At 61.6% G+C, this 17,893-nt stretch carries 18 protein-coding genes; 3 read left to right on the forward strand and 15 right to left on the reverse strand.

Going from position 1 to position 17,893, the window contains the following annotated elements:
- Window positions 1-14 precede the first annotated feature (14 nt).
- A complete protein-coding gene (locus tag GHK62_RS28075) occupies window positions 15-620 on the reverse strand; it encodes a YqgE/AlgH family protein (RefSeq protein WP_153442211.1) in 606 nt (201 codons plus the stop codon).
- A gap of 165 nt (window positions 621-785) precedes the next feature.
- Between GHK62_RS28075 and GHK62_RS28080 the strand changes: the two genes are divergently transcribed.
- Both GHK62_RS28080 and GHK62_RS28085 read left to right on the forward strand, forming a co-directional pair.
- Window positions 786-1,634, forward strand: a complete 849-nt coding sequence (locus GHK62_RS28080; protein WP_153442212.1) for a protein-disulfide reductase DsbD domain-containing protein — start codon at window positions 786-788, stop codon at window positions 1,632-1,634.
- 73 nt (window positions 1,635-1,707) lie between these two features.
- On the forward strand, window positions 1,708-2,193 hold the full coding sequence (locus tag GHK62_RS28085) for a peroxiredoxin (protein ID WP_184108503.1): 486 nt from the start codon (window positions 1,708-1,710) through the stop codon (window positions 2,191-2,193).
- A 166-nt stretch (window positions 2,194-2,359) separates the two neighbouring features.
- On the opposite strand, the gene rnhA is transcribed toward GHK62_RS28085, so the two are convergent.
- From rnhA to coxB, 11 genes are all read right to left on the reverse strand, one after another.
- Complete coding sequence (gene rnhA / locus GHK62_RS28090) at window positions 2,360-2,821, reverse strand: ribonuclease HI (protein ID WP_153442214.1); 462 nt, start codon at window positions 2,819-2,821, stop codon at window positions 2,360-2,362.
- Complete coding sequence (locus GHK62_RS28095) at window positions 2,818-3,798, reverse strand: homoserine kinase (RefSeq protein WP_153442215.1); 981 nt, start codon at window positions 3,796-3,798, stop codon at window positions 2,818-2,820. Before GHK62_RS28095 ends, rnhA begins: the two co-directional genes overlap by 4 nt.
- A 68-nt stretch (window positions 3,799-3,866) precedes the next feature.
- A complete protein-coding gene (gene ispH, locus GHK62_RS28100; RefSeq protein ID WP_153442216.1) occupies window positions 3,867-4,877 on the reverse strand; it encodes a 4-hydroxy-3-methylbut-2-enyl diphosphate reductase in 1,011 nt (336 codons plus the stop codon).
- A 163-nt stretch (window positions 4,878-5,040) separates the two neighbouring features.
- Window positions 5,041-5,817: an SURF1 family protein gene (locus GHK62_RS28105; protein WP_184108502.1), complete on the reverse strand. Its 777-nt coding sequence runs from the start codon at window positions 5,815-5,817 to the stop codon at window positions 5,041-5,043.
- Window positions 5,810-6,193 (reverse strand): DUF983 domain-containing protein, encoded by a 384-nt coding sequence (locus GHK62_RS28110; protein ID WP_153442217.1) that lies wholly within the window; start codon window positions 6,191-6,193, stop codon window positions 5,810-5,812. Before GHK62_RS28110 ends, GHK62_RS28105 begins: the two co-directional genes overlap by 8 nt.
- Before the next feature lie 75 nt (window positions 6,194-6,268).
- Entirely contained in the window at window positions 6,269-7,147 is an 879-nt protein-coding gene (locus tag GHK62_RS28115; RefSeq protein ID WP_153442218.1) for a cytochrome c oxidase subunit 3, read from the reverse strand.
- 64 nt (window positions 7,148-7,211) lie between these two features.
- Window positions 7,212-7,820, reverse strand: coding sequence for a cytochrome c oxidase assembly protein (locus tag GHK62_RS28120; protein ID WP_153442219.1), 609 nt, complete (start codon window positions 7,818-7,820; stop codon window positions 7,212-7,214).
- A gap of 11 nt (window positions 7,821-7,831) precedes the next feature.
- Window positions 7,832-7,972 (reverse strand): hypothetical protein, encoded by a 141-nt coding sequence (locus GHK62_RS28125; RefSeq protein ID WP_153442220.1) that lies wholly within the window; start codon window positions 7,970-7,972, stop codon window positions 7,832-7,834.
- The gene (locus tag GHK62_RS28130) at window positions 7,972-8,928 is read right to left on the reverse strand and encodes a heme o synthase (RefSeq protein ID WP_153442221.1); all 957 of its coding nucleotides are present in this window, start codon (window positions 8,926-8,928) and stop codon (window positions 7,972-7,974) included. The genes GHK62_RS28125 and GHK62_RS28130 overlap by 1 nt, the downstream gene beginning before the upstream one ends.
- A 98-nt stretch (window positions 8,929-9,026) precedes the next feature.
- On the reverse strand, window positions 9,027-10,715 hold the full coding sequence (gene ctaD, locus GHK62_RS28135) for a cytochrome c oxidase subunit I (RefSeq protein WP_153442222.1): 1,689 nt from the start codon (window positions 10,713-10,715) through the stop codon (window positions 9,027-9,029).
- Window positions 10,716-10,735: 20 nt separating this feature from the next.
- The gene (gene coxB / locus GHK62_RS28140; RefSeq protein ID WP_184108501.1) at window positions 10,736-11,620 is read right to left on the reverse strand and encodes a cytochrome c oxidase subunit II; all 885 of its coding nucleotides are present in this window, start codon (window positions 11,618-11,620) and stop codon (window positions 10,736-10,738) included.
- A gap of 351 nt (window positions 11,621-11,971) precedes the next feature.
- Here coxB and GHK62_RS28145 point away from each other — a divergent pair, with 351 nt between their 5' ends.
- The gene (locus GHK62_RS28145) at window positions 11,972-12,502 is read left to right on the forward strand and encodes an invasion associated locus B family protein (protein WP_153442266.1); all 531 of its coding nucleotides are present in this window, start codon (window positions 11,972-11,974) and stop codon (window positions 12,500-12,502) included.
- A gap of 89 nt (window positions 12,503-12,591) precedes the next feature.
- Here the strand turns inward: GHK62_RS28145 and ribB are convergent, their stop codons facing one another.
- The 3 genes from ribB to GHK62_RS28160 all read right to left on the reverse strand — a co-directional run bounded on the left by ribB (window position 12,592) and on the right by GHK62_RS28160 (window position 17,642).
- Window positions 12,592-13,692: a 3,4-dihydroxy-2-butanone-4-phosphate synthase gene (gene ribB / locus GHK62_RS28150; protein WP_153442224.1), complete on the reverse strand. Its 1,101-nt coding sequence runs from the start codon at window positions 13,690-13,692 to the stop codon at window positions 12,592-12,594.
- Window positions 13,693-13,709: 17 nt separating this feature from the next.
- Window positions 13,710-14,807 carry a chorismate synthase gene (gene aroC, locus GHK62_RS28155; protein ID WP_153442225.1) on the reverse strand — a complete coding sequence of 366 codons (1,098 nt, stop codon included), beginning with the start codon at window positions 14,805-14,807 and terminating at the stop codon, window positions 13,710-13,712.
- Between the two features lie 117 nt (window positions 14,808-14,924).
- Window positions 14,925-17,642, reverse strand: coding sequence for a bifunctional diguanylate cyclase/phosphodiesterase (locus tag GHK62_RS28160; RefSeq protein WP_153442226.1), 2,718 nt, complete (start codon window positions 17,640-17,642; stop codon window positions 14,925-14,927).
- Window positions 17,643-17,893: the final 251 nt, after the last annotated feature.

A 17,893-nucleotide genomic window follows, 5' to 3' on the forward strand; every position in this document is an offset into this window, starting at 1 on the left:
CGAAGCGGGGAAGGTCAGGCGTGGCCGGCGTCTGTGGAAAGCATGGCGGAACTGACGCCCATCAGCTCAAGCGCTCGGTCATATTTCTCGTCCAAGGCGCGGTCGAAGATGAGCTCTTCGCGTGCGGGGCACGTCAGCCAGCCGTTTTGGGCGATCTCGGCCTCGAGCTGGCCGGGACCCCATCCAGCATAGCCGAGCAGCATCGTCGCCTTGAGCGGCCCCTCGCCGCGCGAAATGGCTCTGACGATATCGAGCGTCGCCGTCAGGCAGATGTCATCGCTCACAGGAATGCTGGAGTCGCTCAGATAATCGTCTGAATGCAGCACGAAGCCGCGGCCGGTCTCGACCGGACCGCCTGCCTGTATCTGAAAGTCCCTGGCCGTCGGAGGGAGGCGGATCGCCTCCTCCTCGTCAAGGAGCTGCAGATGCAAGAGGACATCCGGGAAGGTCAGCCGCTGGGGCCGATTAAGAACGAAGCCCATCGCCCCATCCTCGGAATGGGCGCAGACGAAAATGACCGTGCGGGCAAAATTGGCGTCGAACATGCTCGGCATGGCGATCAGGAATTGACCGTCAAGGAAACCACGTTCGCGTGTCTTGTGCAGCACCGTTGTCGCCATAATGGGTATAGCCTACCAATTCGTCGCGAAATGAAAAGCGCCTCTACGTGGCGGCTGCGAAAATTTGCACGCGCGCCGCTCACGCGTGCCAATCAAGCGATTATGATCGCCGGCATAGTCAAGGGCGGCTGGCGGTACGGGGCGAAGAACGGTAATGCTTAGCCCATGACCAAGCGCCCTCCACTAGAGAAGATGGCCCAACGCGTCGCTGCGGCAAGTCTTCTGATTTTATTTTTTCTTCCAGCCAAAACATATGCGGCCGCCAGCGACTGGGTGACGTCGGCCGGCGGCACGATCCGTCTCGTCGCCGCGCAGCCCGAAGGGGACGGCACCATACCGGCTATTCTCGAGGTCAAGCTAAAGCCCGGCTGGAAGACCTACTGGCGAGATCCGGGCACAAGTGGAATCCCCCCACAGATTACGATCGACCCTTCCTCCGGCGTTGTCCTCCAGGCTATCAATTTCCCCGCACCGAAGACATTCGGCGAGGGGGCGGGCCGCTATGTCGGCTACGACACGCCCGTCGCTTTTCCACTGGTGCTGAAAAGGACGCGTGGCGACGGCGATCTCGCCATCCGGGCGTCGGTCTTTCTGGGCATCTGCGAGGAGATCTGCATTCCGGTCCAGGGCGAACTGAACCTTATCCTGAAGCAGGGCGAGTTCGACAATCCCCTCGACGGGGCACGCATCGCCGATGCCGTAGCGGCGCTGCCGCAAGCCCCGTCGAGCGAATTCAATGTCGCGACAGCAAGCTTCGATGCGGCTGCAGGAGCGATCCGGGTCCGGCTTCAATTGCCGCCAGAAGCAAAGGCAGACCAGCCGGAGCTCTTTCTCGCCGGCCCCTCCGGTATCAGCTTCGGCAAGCCGGCGTTCGGGGTGGAAACGGGCATTCAACGCACGGCGGACATTCCGGTGAAGTTCTCCGGCAAGGACAAGGACATCAACGGAAAGCCGATCGCGCTGACTGTGCGCGCCGGCAGCCGCAGCATGGAAACGACCCTTGCCTTTGAGTGATGGCGACCTATAGTCCCTGACGCGTTCGGTCGCTCCCACCGCACCGAACTTCGCTCATATCAGGGAGAGAACCGTGACTATTTCCGTCGGAGACAAGCTGCCCACCACAACCTTCAAGGAAAAGACTGCCGACGGCCCGGTTGAGGTGACGACGGACCAGCTCTTCAAGGGCAAGCGTGTCGTTCTTTTTGCCGTCCCGGGTGCCTTCACGCCGACCTGCTCGCTCAACCACCTTCCCGGCTATCTCGAAAATCGAGACGCGATCCTTGCCCGCGGCGTCGACGAGATTGCCGTGGTCGCAGTCAACGACCTGCACGTCATGGGCGCCTGGGCAACCGCGTCCGGCGGCATGGGCAAGATCCATTTCCTCTCGGACTGGAACGCCGCATTCACGAAGGCGCTCGGCATGGATATCGATCTTTCTGCCGGCACGCTGGGCATCCGCTCCAAGCGCTACTCGATGCTGGTCGAAGATGGGGTGGTGAAGACGCTGAACGTCGAGGAGAGCCCCGGCCAGGCGACTGTTTCGGGCGCCGCCGCCATGCTGGAACAGCTTTGATGTGAAGCCGCGCTCGCAAGAATTGGAGCGGAATTGCCCCTCACCCTCTCCCCGCGTGCGGGGGCGAGGGAACTTGAGAGGGCGCCGCGGATCTCCTTCGCCCCGCTTGCGGGGAGAAGGTGCCGGCAGGCGGTTGAGGGGCTGATACGGGCCGCGCGGGCCTGTTTCATTTCACCGCATCGGCGCGGCGCGATTTCTTGAATGGCTCCATGCCCTTGCGCGCGAGTTCGTCGGCACGCTCGTTCTCGGGGTGCCCGGCATGGCCCTTGACCCAGTGCCAGGTCACGTTGTGGCGCCCCCTCGCCTCATCGAGCGCCTGCCAAAGCTCGCCGTTCTTCACCGGCTTCTTGTCTCCGGTCCTCCAGCCGTTGCGCTTCCAGCCGTGAATCCACTTTGAGATGCCGTCCATGACGTATTTGCTGTCGGTATGAAGATCGACCTCGCAAGGCTGTTTCAGCGCATTCAGCGCCGAAATCGCGGCAAGCAGTTCCATGCGGTTGTTGGTGGTCTCCGCCTCTCCACCGGACATTTCCTTCTCGACGTCGCCATAGCGTAGCACTGCGCCCCAGCCCCCCGGGCCGGGATTTCCCGAACAGGCGCCATCCGTAAAGATGTCGACGTGCTTCATGCCGATGCCTCTTGACGTGTGAGACCGTATTCGGCGCTCGACAGGATAGCGCGATGAAAGCGGATCTTCGTCAGGTATTCGAGCGGATCTTTCTTCACGACGAGCGCGCCGGGCGGCGTCATCAGCCAGTCATAGAGCCGGGTCAGGAAGAAGCGCAGGGCCGAGCCCCGTGCAAGCAACGGCAGGGCCGCCACTTCTTCCGCCGTCAGCCTTCGCACACTCTGGTAACCCGACAGCAGCGCCATGCCTTTGGTGATGTTGTAGGAGCCATTCTTCTCGAAGCACCAGGAATTCAGGCAGACTGCGATATCATAGGCGAGGAAATCGTTGCAGGCGAAATAGAAATCGATGAGCCCCGACAGGCGATCGCCAAGGAAGAAGACGTTGTCGGGGAAAAGATCCGCGTGGATGACGCCTTCGGGCAGGTTCTTCGGCCAACGTGCCTCCAGATAGCTCAGCTCCGCCGCGATCTCATCCTTCAAGCCGGCCTGCACCTCATCGGCGCGGGCCTCCGAGTTCTGCCAGAGCGGACGCCAGCCGGAAACCGAGAGCGCGTTGGCGCGCTTCAAGGGAAAGTCCTGGCCGGCGACATGCATGGCCGCGAGTGCGCGGCCGACCTCGCGGCAATGCTGCGCCTCGGGCTTTCTCAGCCACATGCCTTCGAGGAAGGAGATCACGGCGGCCGGACGGCCGGACAGTTCTCCGAGAAGCTTGCCGTCAGCGCGCGGCAGCGGCAGCGGGCACGACAGCCCCCGTTCGGCCAGATGGTGCATCAGGCCAAGGAAGAACGGCAGATCGTCCGCGTTCACACGCTTTTCGTAAAGCGTGAGGATGTAGGAGCCTTTGGTCGTGTGGAGAAGGAAGTTCGAATTTTCGACCCCTTCCGCAATGCCCTTGTAGGAGGTCAGGGCACCCACGTCATAAGCTGCCAGAAAACGGATCAGATCGTCTTCCGTAATGTCGGTATAAACTGCCAAGGTTCGCCACTTTCAGAAATGCAAGTCGAGTAGTCGGAGCAGGCCGGGGGCGGAAGACCGCACCTTGATTATTCGCCGTTGACGAAGGCCATGTCGGCAGCGGTCAATTCGACGTGGCGGAGCTCCCGGTTGACAAGGAAGTTCTCATTTTCCTCGACCGTATCGGCAAGCTCCACCGCCGCATCGTAACGTTCGCGGAACGCCTCGATGATTTCGTTGACGATGACTTCCGGCGCAGATGCGCCGGCCGACAGGCCGACCGTAGAGATGTCCCCGATCGCGTCCCAGTCGATTTCCGACGCGCGCTGGACCAGAACCGATTTCTTTGCGCCGGCTCTTAGCGCCACTTCGACGAGGCGCTTGGAATTGGATGAATTCGGCGCGCCGACGATCAGGAACAGGTCGCAGCCGGGCGCCGCCTGCTTTACCGCTTCCTGGCGGTTCGTGGTCGCGTAGCAGATCGAATCGGCCGCCGGCGCCGTCAGATTCGGGAAGCGCTCGTGCAGCCTCTTGATGACGCCGGCGGTGTCGTCGACCGACAGCGTCGTCTGGGTCACGAATCCGAGATTGTCGGGGTCCGGGGGGACGTAGACGTCCGCATCTTCGACGGTTTCGACAAGCGACACGGCGCCTTCGGGCAGTTGCCCCATCGTGCCGATGACCTCCGGGTGCCCGGCATGGCCGATGAGCACGACATGGCGTCCCAGCCGATGGTGGCGCATCGCCTGCTTGTGCACTTTCGACACCAGCGGGCAGGTCGCATCGAGATAGAAGAGATTGCGCGCGTCCGCGTCCGCCGGCACGGACTTCGGCACGCCATGGGCCGAAAAGACCACCGGCTGCTTACGATGCTCCGGCGGGATCTCGTCCAGTTCCTCGACGAAAATCGCGCCCTTGGCTTCGAGGCCCTCGACAACATAACGGTTGTGCACGATTTCATGGCGAACGTAGACCGGGGCGCCAAACTCTTTCAACGCCAGAACGACGATCTGGATCGCCCGATCGACGCCGGCGCAGAAGCCGCGCGGGCCGCAGAGGCGAATGGTAACCGGAGATTTTGCTGCCGCGGATGAGGCCATGAGTCACAAAACGGTAGAACAAACAGGGGCGAACATAGCCGGGCTACCCCGGCCATGCGCCATATATAGCGGCAACGGTAACGCACACAAGAAAGAACACCTCAACCGGGCAAATGCGGTGTCGGGGATCGCCTGACCAGATCGCATGCGCCTCATCTCCGGATCAGACCTCCGAGGCCGGATTTTCCTGGTCGGGCTGCCGCCTGCGGCGATAGAAGTAGACGCCACTCACCACCACCAGCGCCGCCGCAAGGCCGTACCACGTAAGAGCATATTGCAGATGGTTGTTTGGGAGGTCGAATTGCGTGACGCCGCCGATCGGCAGTCCGCCGGGGTTCGCGGTGGCATCGGCGTCCACGAAGAAAGAAACCACCCGATCGGCCGGAAGGCCGGCCGAGCCAGCCATCGCATCGAGGTCCTTCCAGTAGAAGATGTTCTTGGCGATGTCGTTATCGGGAACGAGAGAGGAAGGCTTTTCCGAAAGTCTCGGACGGGCAAGGCCGTTCACCGTTACCGTTCCGGCAACCTGCCCTTCGGGGCGAGTCGATGCATCCTTCTTCTCGAACGGCACGAAGCCGCGGTTGACGAAAAGGGCGCGGCCATCATCGAGCATCAGCGGGGTGAAGACATAGTAGCCGGTGCGGCCTTCGTGGGTGGCGAAGAAATGGCGCTCCTTGCCGTGATCGTAGGTGCCCGACACGCTAACGGTGCGGTAATCGATGTCGTCGCCCGCGGCAGCCATCGCCTCGATCTCCTTGAGCGAGACCGGGGGCGCCGTGCGCCGCTCTGCGATTGCAGCCAGCAGCCCTTCCTTCCACTGAAGCCGCTGCACCTGCCAAGTGCCGAGCGACACGAGCACGCCAAAAGCCGCAACGACCAGGATGAGGCCGGCAATCCTGCCGAGGCGGCCACGCCCCGCCGGCTTGCGCTCTTCAACCACGATCGATCTCACCCGGACGCGCGCTGTTGCGGTATTGCAGATTGATCAGCACGCCCTTCAGCATCCGCGTCAGAGCGAGGCTAAGGATCGTCGCGAGCGGTATCCAGAGCAGGAAGTGCAGCCACAGCGGCGGATTGACGTTGACCTCCATCCACAGCGCCGCGCCGACGACGATGAAGCCGACGATCAGAATGACGAAGACAACAGGTCCGTCGCCGGAATCGGCGAAGCGATAGTCGAGTTCGCAATTGCTGCAAGCCGGGCGCAGCTTCAGAAACCCCTCGAAGAGTTGACCCTGGCCGCAACGCGGGCAGTGCCCCCTGATGCCGGTCAAGATCGGGTCGACTGGCGGATAGAGCGCCTTGTCGTCAGTCATTGCTCAACCTCCAAATGCGAGGGGCGGCCGCGTTTCCGCAGGCCGCCCCGAATTCAGTACACCGTCGCCGGCCTGTTAGCCGTGGGCGACCGGCGCACCCCAGCTGCCCCAGATGTAGATGGAGAAGAAGAGGAACAGCCAGACCACGTCAACGAAGTGCCAGTACCAGGCAGCCGCCTCGAGGCCGAAATGGTGCTTCGGCGTGAAGTCACCACGAATTGCGCGCAACAGGCAGACCAGCAGGAAGATCGTGCCGATCAGAACGTGGAAACCGTGGAAGCCCGTCGCCATGAAGAAGGTTGCACCATAGATCGAGTCCCTGAAGGCGAACGGCGCGTGCGCATATTCGTAGGCCTGTACGCTCGAGAACAGGACGCCGAGCAGGACCGTCAGCGTCAGGCCGGAAACCAGACCCTTGCGGTCATTGTGCAGCAGGGCATGGTGCGCCCAGGTAACGGTCGTGCCGGACAGCAGCAGGATGACGGTGTTGTAGAGCGGCAGGTGCCAGGGATCGAGGACCTCGATGCCCTTCGGCGGCCAGACGCCGCCAGTGTAGGTCGCGCGCGCGGCCTGGATCGCTTCGCCTGGAAAGAGGCTCGCGTCGAAGAAGGCCCAGAACCAGGCTACGAAGAACATCACCTCCGAGGCGATGAACATGATCATGCCGTAGCGCAGGTGCAGCGACACGACGCGGGTGTGATGCCCCTCATGCGCTTCCTTGATCGTGTCCGACCACCAACCGAACATGGTGTAGAGTACGACCGCCAGGCCGATGAAGAAAACCCAGGGGGTGGCAAGCTCTGCACCGAACAGCTTGAACGAACCACCGGCGACAAAGCGCATGAAGCCAACGCCGCCCAAAGCCATGACGAAGGCGCCGATGGAGGCGAGCAGCGGCCACGGGCTCGGGTCTATGATGTGGTAGTCGTGATTCTTCTGATGCGCATCGGCCATGTCAGTAATCCCCGATAGGTCTTTCTCGTGTCGCCCGCCCGACATAGCCGAAACGGGCCCTGTGTCAAAGTTTGTTCTGAGCTTCCCCTGCCTTAGCCTTCACTTCGGCGAGCGGCTTGGACGGCTCGCGCGGGTAGAAGGTGTAGGACAGCGTAAGTGTCTTGATGCCCTTGGTCTCGACCGCCTTGACGATCTCCGGATCGACGAAGAAGACGACCGGCATCTCCAGCTCTTCGCCCGGCTGAAGGGTGATTTCCGTGAAGCAGAAGCATTGCACCTTGTTGAAATAGGCGCCTGCCGCCATTGGCGTCACGTTGAAGGTTGCCTGGCCGGTCGTCGGTTTCGATGACAGGTTCTTCGCCCGGTAGCTGACCTGTACCGTCTCGCCGATCCTGACGTCGATGTCGCGTTGCACAGGCTTGAATTCCCACGGCAGGCCCGACGTATTGGCGTCGAAGGTAACCTTGACCTTCTCGTCGAGGATGACGTCCGAGGCCTGCTCGACCCGCTGCGTCGTGCCGTTATACCCCGTCACCCGGCAGAACATGTCGTAGAGCGGCACGGCGGCATAGGCCATGCCCACCATACCTACCACGAAGGCAATGCACGCGCCGACGATCACGCCATTTGCGCGCTCTTTCCGGCTCGATTGCGATTGCGGAGTGTTGGTCATGCGCGGCATTCTCAATGGACCATGCCGTTGCCGAATTTAATCAGCGTGACGACGTAGAAAAGTGCCACAAGGCCGGCGAGTACGAGACCAAGAGCGATGTTGCGGCTGCGCCGTGACTTGCGCTGTGCCTCGCTGAGTTTAACGGTTTCCATCAGGCGATACCTCCGGCGTTGAGCCAGATCTGCGCGATCACGTAGTCGACCACCAGGGCCGAGAAGATCGCGAAAAGATAGGCAATCGAAAAGGCGAAGAGTTTCTTGGCCGGAACCATTTTCTCGTCTCCCTCCGGCATGCGCAGGACACCGATCGAATACCAGACGAAGCCCAGGCCCATGACGGTCGCGAACGCCCCATAGCCAAGGCTCGCGAAGCCGAGCAAGGTGGGACAGATGCCGATGAGAGCGGTCAGGACGGCGTAGATGACGATCTGCTTCTTCGTCGTCGCCTCGCCGCAGACATTGGGCATCATCGGCACGCCGACGGCACCATAGTCCCGCATCTTGAACAGGGCGAGCGCCCAGAAATGGGCCGGTGTCCAGAGGAATGTGATGAGAAAGAGCACAATGCTTTCGATCGACACACCGCCGGTCACACAGGCCCAGCCGATCATCGGCGGGAAGGCCCCTGCAGCACCGCCGATAACGATGTTCTGCGGCGTCGAGCGCTTCAGCCACATGGTGTAGATCACGGCGTAGAAGAAAATCGTGAAGGCGAGCAACCCGGCTGCGAGCCAATTGACGGCGAGCCCGAGGATGATCACGGAAAAGGCTGACAGCGTCAGGCCGAAGGCGAGCGCCTCCTCAGGCAGGATCTTGCCAGCGGGAATCGGACGCTTGGCGGTACGGCTCATCACCGCATCGATATCGGCGTCGTACCACATGTTCAGCGCACCGGAGGCTCCGGCACCGACGGCGATGCACAGGATGGCGATGAAGCCGATAAACGGATTGATTTGTCCTGGCGCAAGGACGAGCCCGGCAAATGCGGTAAAGACGACAAGCGACATGACGCGCGGCTTCAAGAGCTCGAAATAATCGCGCGCAGAGGCCTCGGACAGGCGCGGTGCGCCTTCCATGCCGACTGCTTCGTGATTGTCGATGAGCGTCATGTCTGGTCCTTGAAACTGCTGCGGCCATGGCAGCCGCATTCTGCCGGCAGGCCGGCGGGGTGAAGCCGCCGGAACCGGCGGCTTCTGTTCGTTCCCCGTCACTTGATCCGCGGGAGCTGTTCCCACTGGTGGAACGGCGGCGGCGACGAGAGTTGCCATTCGAGCGTGTTCGCACCCTCCCCCCACGGGTTGTCGCCGGCAACGCGCTTGCGCGCAAAGGCTTCAGCGACGCCGAAGAGGAAGATGAGCACGCCGACGGCGGCGATGTAGGAGCCGTAGGACGACACCATGTTCCAGCCGGCATAGGCATCCGGATAGTCGATGTAGCGGCGCGGCATGCCAGCGAGGCCGAGGAAGTGCTGCGGGAAGAAGATCAGGTTCACGCCGATGAACATGACCCAGAAATGCAGCTTGCCGATGAATTCCGAGTACATGTAGCCGGTCATCTTCGGAAACCAGTAGTACCAGGCAGCGAAGATCGCGAAGACGGCGCCGAGCGACAGCACGTAGTGGAAGTGAGCAACCACGTAGTAGGTGTCGTGCAGCGCGCGATCGAGACCGGCATTGGCGAGCTGAACGCCCGTAACGCCGCCGACCGTGAAGAGGAAGATGAAGCCGATCGCCCAGACCATCGGGGTCGTGAAGCGGATCGAGCCGCCCCACATCGTCGCGATCCAGGAGAAGATCTTCACGCCGGTCGGAACCGCAATGACCATCGTCGCGAAGACGAAGTAACGCTGCGTGTCGAGCGACATGCCGACCGTGTACATGTGGTGCGCCCACACGATGAAGCCGACCGCGCCGATCGCGACCATGGCGTAGGCCATGCCGAGATAACCGAAGATCGGCTTGCGCGAGAAGGTCGAGACGATGTGGCTGATGATGCCGAAGCCCGGCAGAATAAGGATGTACACTTCCGGATGACCGAAGAACCAGAACAGGTGCTGGAACAGGATCGGATCACCGCCGCCTTCCGGCGCGAAGAAGGCCGTGCCGAAGTTGCGGTCGGTGAGCAGCATGGTGATGCCGCCTGCGAGCACCGGCAGCGAGAGCAGGAGCAGGAAGGCGGTGATCAGCACCGACCAGGCAAAGAGCGGCATCTTGTGCAGCGTCATGCCCGGAGCGCGCATGTTGAGGATCGTCGTGATGAAGTTGATCGCACCGAGGATCGACGACGCGCCGGCGATATGAAGGCCGAGAATCGCGAGGTCCATCGCCGGCCCGGGCATGCCGGCGGTCGAGAACGGCGGATAGATCGTCCAGCCGCCGCCAGCACCATAGGCACCCGCCGGACCCTCGACAAACATCGAAAGGAAGACGAGCAGGAACGCCGGCACGAGCAGCCAGAAAGAGATGTTGTTCATGCGCGGGAAAGCCATGTCCGGTGCGCCGATCATGATCGGCACCATCCAGTTGGCAAAACCGCCGATGAGCGCCGGCATGACCATGAAGAAGATCATGATCAGGGCGTGCGCGGTCGTGAACACGTTGAACATGTGCTTGCCGCCGTCGATGGCAGCATCGCCCTCGAAGCCGTAGACCATCTGGGCCAGACCATGGAAGATCTGGATGCCCGGCTCCTGCAGCTCGGCGCGCATGAAGACAGACAGGGTGCCGCCGATGAGGCCCGCGCAGATCGCGAACAGCAGATAGAGCGTACCGATGTCCTTGTGGTTGGTCGACAGGAACCAGCGCTGGAAGAAGCTCAACGGCTTGTGCGCATGGTCCGCATGGGCATGATCGGAATGATCATGCCGGTGATCGTGATGAACGGCTGTTCCAGCCATGGGTCAAGCTCCCCTTCCGATTACTTTGCGGCGTTGGCAGCGACGTCAACGGCCTTGGCCGCGCCGTCGATGGACGCCATGAGCGCCTTGTTCGCTTCGCCGATATTGGTTGCGGCGGCAGCGAGCCAGGCGTCGTATTTATCCTGCGCGACTACGCGAATGGCGATCGGCATAAAGGCGTGATCCTTGCCGCAGAGCTCGGAACACTGGCCATAATAGAGCCCTTCACGGTCCGCCTTGAACCAGGTTTCGTTGAGGCGGCCCGGGACGGCGTCGATCTTTACACCGAAAGCCGGCATGGCGAAGGCATGGATAACGTCCGCAGCCGTCACGAGCATGCGCACGGTCTTGCCGACGGGCACGACCACTTCGTTGTCGACGGCGAGAAGACGCGGATACTGGGTCTTGTCTTCCTTGCCGAGGCTTGCGCGATCCTCTTCCTTCATCAGCAGGCTGTCGAACGAAAGCGGGTTTTCCCCAACCTCATACTCGTAGGACCAATACCACTGGTTGCCAGTCGCCTTGACGGTCAGGTCAGGGTTCTGCGGCGGCGTCAGCTGCGCCGTCAGAAGCTGGAACGACGGGATGGCAAGGAAAAGCAGAACGATAACCGGACCGACGGTCCAGATGACTTCGATCAGAGTGTTGTGGCTGGTCCTGGACGGAATCGGGTTGGCACCCTCGCGGAACCTGACCACGATGACAATCAGCAGGAGGAGAACCAGGAGTGTGATCGGAATGATGAACCACAGGGTATATTGTTCAAACCACGTGATTTCTTCCATGATGCCCGTAGCGGCCGATTGAAGACGCGTCTGCCATTCGACAGGCTTGTCAGCAAAGGCGCTCGAAGCAAAAAGCAGACAGGCAAGCGCTGCCAGAACTGCATAAGCCTTGTTTTTCACAATGTGTCTCCCCAATGCGCTTTGATCAGGATCAAACCGAAATCGCAGAATCCCTGCGATGCTGCAGCGCTTCAAACCACAGTTTGACCAGCGCCGCAACATCTGTCCAATCGACGCCGTGCGGCATTTTTGCACAAAGGCCGCTTTTCGCACAGGCGACCCTCGCCCCGGTCCGCGAATTGGGTTAGGCCTGTCGCGGCCCGCGCGACGGACAGTCTCGGATTTGCATTCCAGAGCTTCCCGAGGGGCCCAATTTCCGCCATATGGCGCTGGAATGTAGCCCGCAGGGCTTTTCATTTATCTTCGCGCGCATCAAGAATAGCCCTGATGATTCGACGTTTTGAGGTTTACATGGGCCTGTCCCTCTTCTCCCGGCTGCCGGTTCTGGCCGCGCTCGGAATTGCCACCCTCGCCTTCCCCACCGCAAGCATGGCCCAGCAATCCGGCGGCACGCCCGGAACGGTGAAGTCAAACCACGGTGCCTGGTCGATCGTCTGCGATCAGCCGGCGGGTGCGTCGGCTGAGCAATGCGCGCTGATGCAGAACGTCATCGCCGAGGACAGGCCGGAAGTCGGGCTTTCGGTCGTCGTTCTGAAGACCGCCGATCGCAAGGCAAAGATCCTTCGCGTCCTGGCGCCGCTCGGCGTGCTCCTGCCGAACGGCCTTGGTCTCAATGTCGACGGCAAAGATATTGGTCGCGCCTATTTCGTGCGCTGCTTCTCTGACGGATGCTATGCTGAAGTGGTGCTCGAAGACGAGCTCCTGAAGACGTTCCGCGCTGGAGCGACCGCGACCTTCATCGTCTTCCAGTCGCCGGAAGAAGGTATCGGCATCCCGGTCGACCTCAAGGGTTTCGGCGAGGGCTACGACGCCCTCCCCTGATTTGGGAAGTGATGCTGCATTAGAGGCGCTGATATCAAAAAGCCGCGCTCAGAGCGCGGCTTTTTCTTGCGGTGCGCAAAGACAGGTCCCTACAGGATCTCGGTCGCTGCAATCTTGATGCCGAAACCTTCAAGGCCGACATAGTGGCGCTCGCGCGAGGAAATGAGGCGGATCGAGGAGATGCCGAGGTCTTTCAGGATCTGCGCTCCGAGACCGATTTCCAGCCATTCGCTTTCGCGCACCTGGGCTTCCGAATGGACCTCGCGGTCATGCTTGCCCTTGCGCGCCGTTTGCGAAACGCCGACACCGACGGAACCCTCGCGGAGGTAGACGATGACCCCCCTGCCCTCGCCGGCGAGGCGTTTCATGATGGCGTCGATGTGACGATCCCCGCCGAAGACGTCCGCCCCGACATTCTCAAGGTGCAGACGGACGGGGATGTCGACGCCGTCGCGAATGTCGCCGAAGACGACGGCAAGATGCTGCATCGGATCCCAGGGCAGCGAATAGGTGTGGCCCTTCGCCTTGCCGTATGGCGTATCGATCTCGAAGCAACTGCCCTGCTCGATCAGTGTTTCCTTGCGCTGGCGATAGGCGATCAGATCCGCGACCGAGACCTGTTTCAGGCCATGGGCCTCGGCGAAGCTCTCGACCTGTGGGCCGCGCATCACGGTGCCGTCGTCGTTGACGAGTTCGCAGATGACGCCGACCGGCGGGAGGCTCGCGAGCTTGCAGAGATCCACGGCAGCCTCGGTATGGCCCGAACGCATCAGCACGCCGCCCTCGCGCGCCACCAGCGGGAAGATATGGCCCGGGCGGACGAAATCGGCCGGCCCGATGTTCGGATTGGCAAGGTTACGAACGGTCAACGTCCGGTCGTCGGCCGAGATGCCGGTGGTGGTTCCGTGCCTGAAATCGACCGAAACGGTGAATGCCGTCGTATGCGCGGAATCGTTCTCCGCCACCATCGCATTCAGATTGAGCCGCTTTGCCTCCTCGCGCGGCATCGGCGCACAGACGATGCCGGAGGTGTGGCGCACGATGAAGGCCATCTTTTCGGGCGTGCAATGCACGGCTGCGACGATCAGGTCGCCCTCGTTCTCGCGGCCGCCGTCATCGGTCACGACGACGATCTCGCCGGCCTCGAAGGCGCGAATGGCGTCGACGACGCGCTTCTGGTCATAAGACATCAAAATTCTCCCGCAAACTACTTCAGACGCCCGGTCTGACCCCGGTCGCGCAGGTAATGGTCAGCGATCGTGCAGGCGAGCATTGCCTCGCCGATCGGCACGGCCCGAATTCCGACACAAGGATCGTGGCGACCCTTGGTGCGCACATCAACTTCCTTGCCGTCGCTATCGATCGAGCGCCGTTCGGTCAGGATGGATGACGTCGGCTTGATCGCGAAGCGTGCAACGACCGGCTGACCCGTGGCGATGCCGCCCAGGATGCCGCCCGCATTGTTGGAAAGGAAAACCGGCTCGCCGCCGGGCCCGATGCGCATCTCGTCGGCGTTTTCCTCGCCACTGATCTCGGCCGCGGCAAAACCGTTGCCGATCTCGACACCCTTGACCGCGTTGATCGACATGAGGTTCGAGGCGATGTCCTGGTCGAGCTTGCCGTAGATCGGCGCGCCGATCCCCGCGGGTACCCCCTCGGCAACCACCTCGACGACCGCCCCGATCGATGAACCGGCATTGCGGATGCCATCGAGATATTCCTCCCAAACGGGGACGATCGCCGGGTCCGGAGCGAAGAACGGGTTGTTGTTCACCTCGGCCCAGTCCCAGTTGGCGCGATTAATTCTGTGCTTGCCGATCTGCACGAGTGCGCCGCGGACGACCAGGCCGGGCACCACTTTGCGGGCGATGCCGCCGGCTGCGACGCGTGCTGCCGTTTCGCGCGCCGAAGAGCGGCCGCCGCCACGATAATCGCGAATGCCGTACTTGACGTCGTAGGTGTAATCCGCGTGGCCGGGCCGGTAACGCTTGGCGATCTCGGAATAGTCTTTCGAGCGCTGGTCGGTGTTCTCGATCATCATCGAGATCGGCGTACCGGTCGAGATCATCGTCTCGCCGTCCTCGTCGAACATCACGCCGGACAGGACCTTGACCAGGTCGTCCTCGCGGCGCTGGGTCACGAAGCGGGATTGCCCGGGCTTGCGCTTGTCGAGCCAGGCCTGGATTTCGGCAAGCGAGAAGCGAATGCCGGGCGGGCATCCGTCGACAACGCAGCCGAGCGCCGGCCCATGGCTTTCGCCCCAGGTGGTGACGCGGAAGAGGTGACCGAAGCTATTGTGCGACATGACGACAACCAATTGCTGACAACCGCGCGCAAAAACAGGCGCGCGCCCTCTCTTAGTGGAAAGCCGTCAAAGGGAAAAGACTTTCTGCGGCACCGGCTGGCTTTGTCGCCAAATCGATCAGGAAGCGAGGCGGAATCCGCGGTCCATGGCGAAGGCGATGAAACTTTCGCTGCTCAACGGCTTGGAAAAGGCGTAGCCCTGCAGAAGGTCGCAACCAAGGATGCCGAGCATTTCCGCATGCGCCATGGTTTCCACGCCTTCGGCAACGGTTTCGATGCCGAGCGAGCGGCCGATGTCGATGATCGAGCGCACGAGCGCCTGCTCGGTTCGGGCGCCAAGCACCGGCGCCACCAGCTGGCGATCGATCTTCAAGCGCTTCGGCTTGATCCTCAAGAGGCTGACGATCGAGGTGTGCCCGGTGCCGAAGTCATCGATCTCGATGTCGATGCCGAGCTTCTTGATCCCGTCGATATTGGCGGTGACGACGTCGTCGCTTTCGTCGAGGAAGATTGACTCCACCAGTTCGAACGAAATCTGCCCGGGCACGATGCTCAGTCCCTTGAGCGAGGCGAGCAGATCCTTTTCCTGCAGGCGCTTGGCAGAGACGTTCACGGAAATCTTCGGTACCTGGAGACCGGCCGCGGCCCAGCGCATCCGGTCGGCAAGAGCCTTTTGCAGAACCAGCCGATCGAGCGTCGCCGTCACGTTCAGCTCTTCGGCAATGCTCAGGAACCGGTCCGGCGTCAGGATTCCCTCGCGCGGGTGCTGCCAACGGATCAGCGCCTCGACACCGGACAGTGCCAGCGTCGAGGCGTCGAACTGCGGCTGGTACCACGGCACGAACTCGTCGCGCTCGATCCCTTCCAGGATTTCATCGGCGATGCGCTTGTTGGTGACCACTTCGGCTTCCAACGCCTGCGTAAAGAACTGGTAGCGGTTGCGTCCACTTTCCTTGGCTCGATAGAGGGCGATGTCGGCATTGACGAGCAGCTTGCGCGCGTCCGCCGTGGAACGATGCGCCACCGCAACGCCGATGCTGACGCCGAAGCGGCAAGGAAAGCCGTCATAGTCCACCGGTTGCCGCATCTGAGCGATTATTTGGTCGCATAGCGCGGCCAAGGCCGTATCGTCCGGCGCTCCGGAGATCACGACGACGAACTCGTCTCCGCCGATGCGGGCGACGATGTCATCTGCCGAGACGCTCGACCGCAGGATCTCGGAAGCATGAACAAGCATGGCGTCGCCGGCGGCATGTCCAAGCGTGTCGTTGATCTGCTTGAAGCGATCGAGATCGATATGGAGGATGGCGATGCTCTCCGACTTTACGGCGCTCGCCGCGAAGAGCCGATCCAGCGCCTTGTCGAGCATCCGCCGATTGCCGAGTCCCGTCAGCGGATCATGCAGGGCATTGTGCTCGATGCGATCCTTCGCATCCGCGAGCTCGGCATTCTTCATGTCAGCGATCGCCTTGGCCGCCCTAAGCTGCTCGGTCATCAGCACGTCGTCGGTGACGTCCCAGCTAATGCCGGTGATTTTCGCCCGGCCGTCCGGCCCGTCGTGGGCCGAGCCCACATGGCGGACGTGACGGATGGAGCCATCCGCCATCACGACGCGGTACTGCGAGCGATGTTCAAGCCCTTCGTCCAGGCTGCGGAACAAGGCGTTGGAGGCAGCGGCGGTGTCATCAGGGTGCACCGTCGCGCGCCATTCCGCATGGGTGGGATCGCGGCCGGTGCGGACAAGCCCATGCAGGTGGAACATCCGGTCATCCCAGGACCGTTCCTGCGTGGCGATGTCGATTTCCCAGATCCCGATCTTCGAAGCGTCGAGAGCCAGGTTGAGCCGATGGGACAGGGCCATCACCTCGCCTTCGCGCGCCTTCAGCTTGGCGATGTTGCGCTGCCGCTCATTGACGAGACCACCGGCAAGAAGAATAGGTACGACAACGATCACGACAGCGGCGATGGTCGCAAGCATGATGTCGCGGCTATCTGCCGGTTCCTGCGCCCACCCAGCGACGGGAGTCGCGGCCAATTCCCACACGCCACCGGGCAAAGAGAGCTCCCGGACGATCGGCGAGTTCAGGAACACGCCCGTTTCGTCGAGAAACGGTTCCAGAACGTTGTCGCTGACCGAAACGTCGCGAATGGCGAGATGAATAGGCACATGCCGAGGGTCGCGGCCGTCAGCCTCGTGAATTTCCATGCTTTCCTCATTGAGGCGTGCCGACCGATAGAGCGCCTCTTCATCAAGGACGGCCTCAACGAAGCCCCAGAACGCATTTCGTCCCCCGACATTGGAGGTGACCGGCACAAAGATTTCGAAGCCATCGTGGCCGCTTGGCAGGCGTACCGGTCCGACGACCACGGGCTTTGTCGTTGAAGCAGCACGATCGAGCGCCGCTCGCATCGCTCGGAATCTGCCCAGATCCGTGCCGACAAAGGATTGTTGGCGCGCTTGCGAAAGTGTCATCGTGACGACGCCCGCCGGTGCCGCAGAAACACGAATGAGCTGAGGATTTTGCAGGAGCAGCTTCGAAGCCAGCTTGCTGAAATCGCCTTCCGTCATCGCCGGTTGGACGGCGATCGCATTCGCCAGCCCATTGAGTGCAGCGATATTGGTGTTGAATACCCCGCGGAAACGCCCCGCAATCAGGCTTAATTCGTTTTCGACATCGACCTTGAGGTCTTTGCGGAAGTTCTCGCGGTGTTGGCGCTCATAGATATTGCCACCGATGAAGACCACGGCACCTGCGATCAACGCCGGAATGAACGACGGCTTCGCAAAATCGGCAATCGCACGAACGCGGCGGCACAGAGCGACGATGATACTCAATTGATTTCCCCAATCCCCGCGGCGCACGGTAGCCTTGGAGTCTTAAAATAGGCTTTCGCAAAAATTTCACTGGAAAACGTGGCGACAACGTCCATCCGCCGGGCAGCCGATCAGCCTCGTTGGCTTGAAATTCGCCGCGGCGGCGTCCACTCTCCGATCGTCGGCTGCACTGTCCTAAACCAGCCGACAGTTGCGCTAAAGCAACGGTTTAAGGCAACTTTTGCCACAATCAGGGATCAAATGGTGATGAC

Source organism: Sinorhizobium terangae (assembly GCF_009601505.1).
Classification (GTDB): domain Bacteria; phylum Pseudomonadota; class Alphaproteobacteria; order Rhizobiales; family Rhizobiaceae; genus Sinorhizobium; species Sinorhizobium terangae.

Coding starts and splice junctions, on each gene's coding strand:
- aroC (WP_153442225.1), bottom strand. CDS start 14,807: ATGTCGCACAATAGCTTCGGTCACCTCTTCCGCGTCACCACCTGGGGC.
- GHK62_RS28120 (WP_153442219.1), bottom strand. CDS start 7,820: ATGACCAACACTCCGCAATCGCAATCGAGCCGGAAAGAGCGCGCAAAT.
- rnhA (WP_153442214.1), bottom strand. CDS start 2,821: ATGAAGCACGTCGACATCTTTACGGATGGCGCCTGTTCGGGAAATCCC.
- GHK62_RS28145 (WP_153442266.1), top strand. CDS start 11,972: ATGGGCCTGTCCCTCTTCTCCCGGCTGCCGGTTCTGGCCGCGCTCGGA.
- GHK62_RS28080 (WP_153442212.1), top strand. CDS start 786: ATGACCAAGCGCCCTCCACTAGAGAAGATGGCCCAACGCGTCGCTGCG.
- GHK62_RS28125 (WP_153442220.1), bottom strand. CDS start 7,972: ATGGAAACCGTTAAACTCAGCGAGGCACAGCGCAAGTCACGGCGCAGC.
- GHK62_RS28110 (WP_153442217.1), bottom strand. CDS start 6,193: ATGACTGACGACAAGGCGCTCTATCCGCCAGTCGACCCGATCTTGACC.
- ribB (WP_153442224.1), bottom strand. CDS start 13,692: ATGTCTTATGACCAGAAGCGCGTCGTCGACGCCATTCGCGCCTTCGAG.
- GHK62_RS28075 (WP_153442211.1), bottom strand. CDS start 620: ATGGCGACAACGGTGCTGCACAAGACACGCGAACGTGGTTTCCTTGAC.
- GHK62_RS28115 (WP_153442218.1), bottom strand. CDS start 7,147: ATGGCCGATGCGCATCAGAAGAATCACGACTACCACATCATAGACCCG.
- ispH (WP_153442216.1), bottom strand. CDS start 4,877: ATGGCCTCATCCGCGGCAGCAAAATCTCCGGTTACCATTCGCCTCTGC.
- GHK62_RS28130 (WP_153442221.1), bottom strand. CDS start 8,928: ATGACGCTCATCGACAATCACGAAGCAGTCGGCATGGAAGGCGCACCG.
- ctaD (WP_153442222.1), bottom strand. CDS start 10,715: ATGGCTGGAACAGCCGTTCATCACGATCACCGGCATGATCATTCCGAT.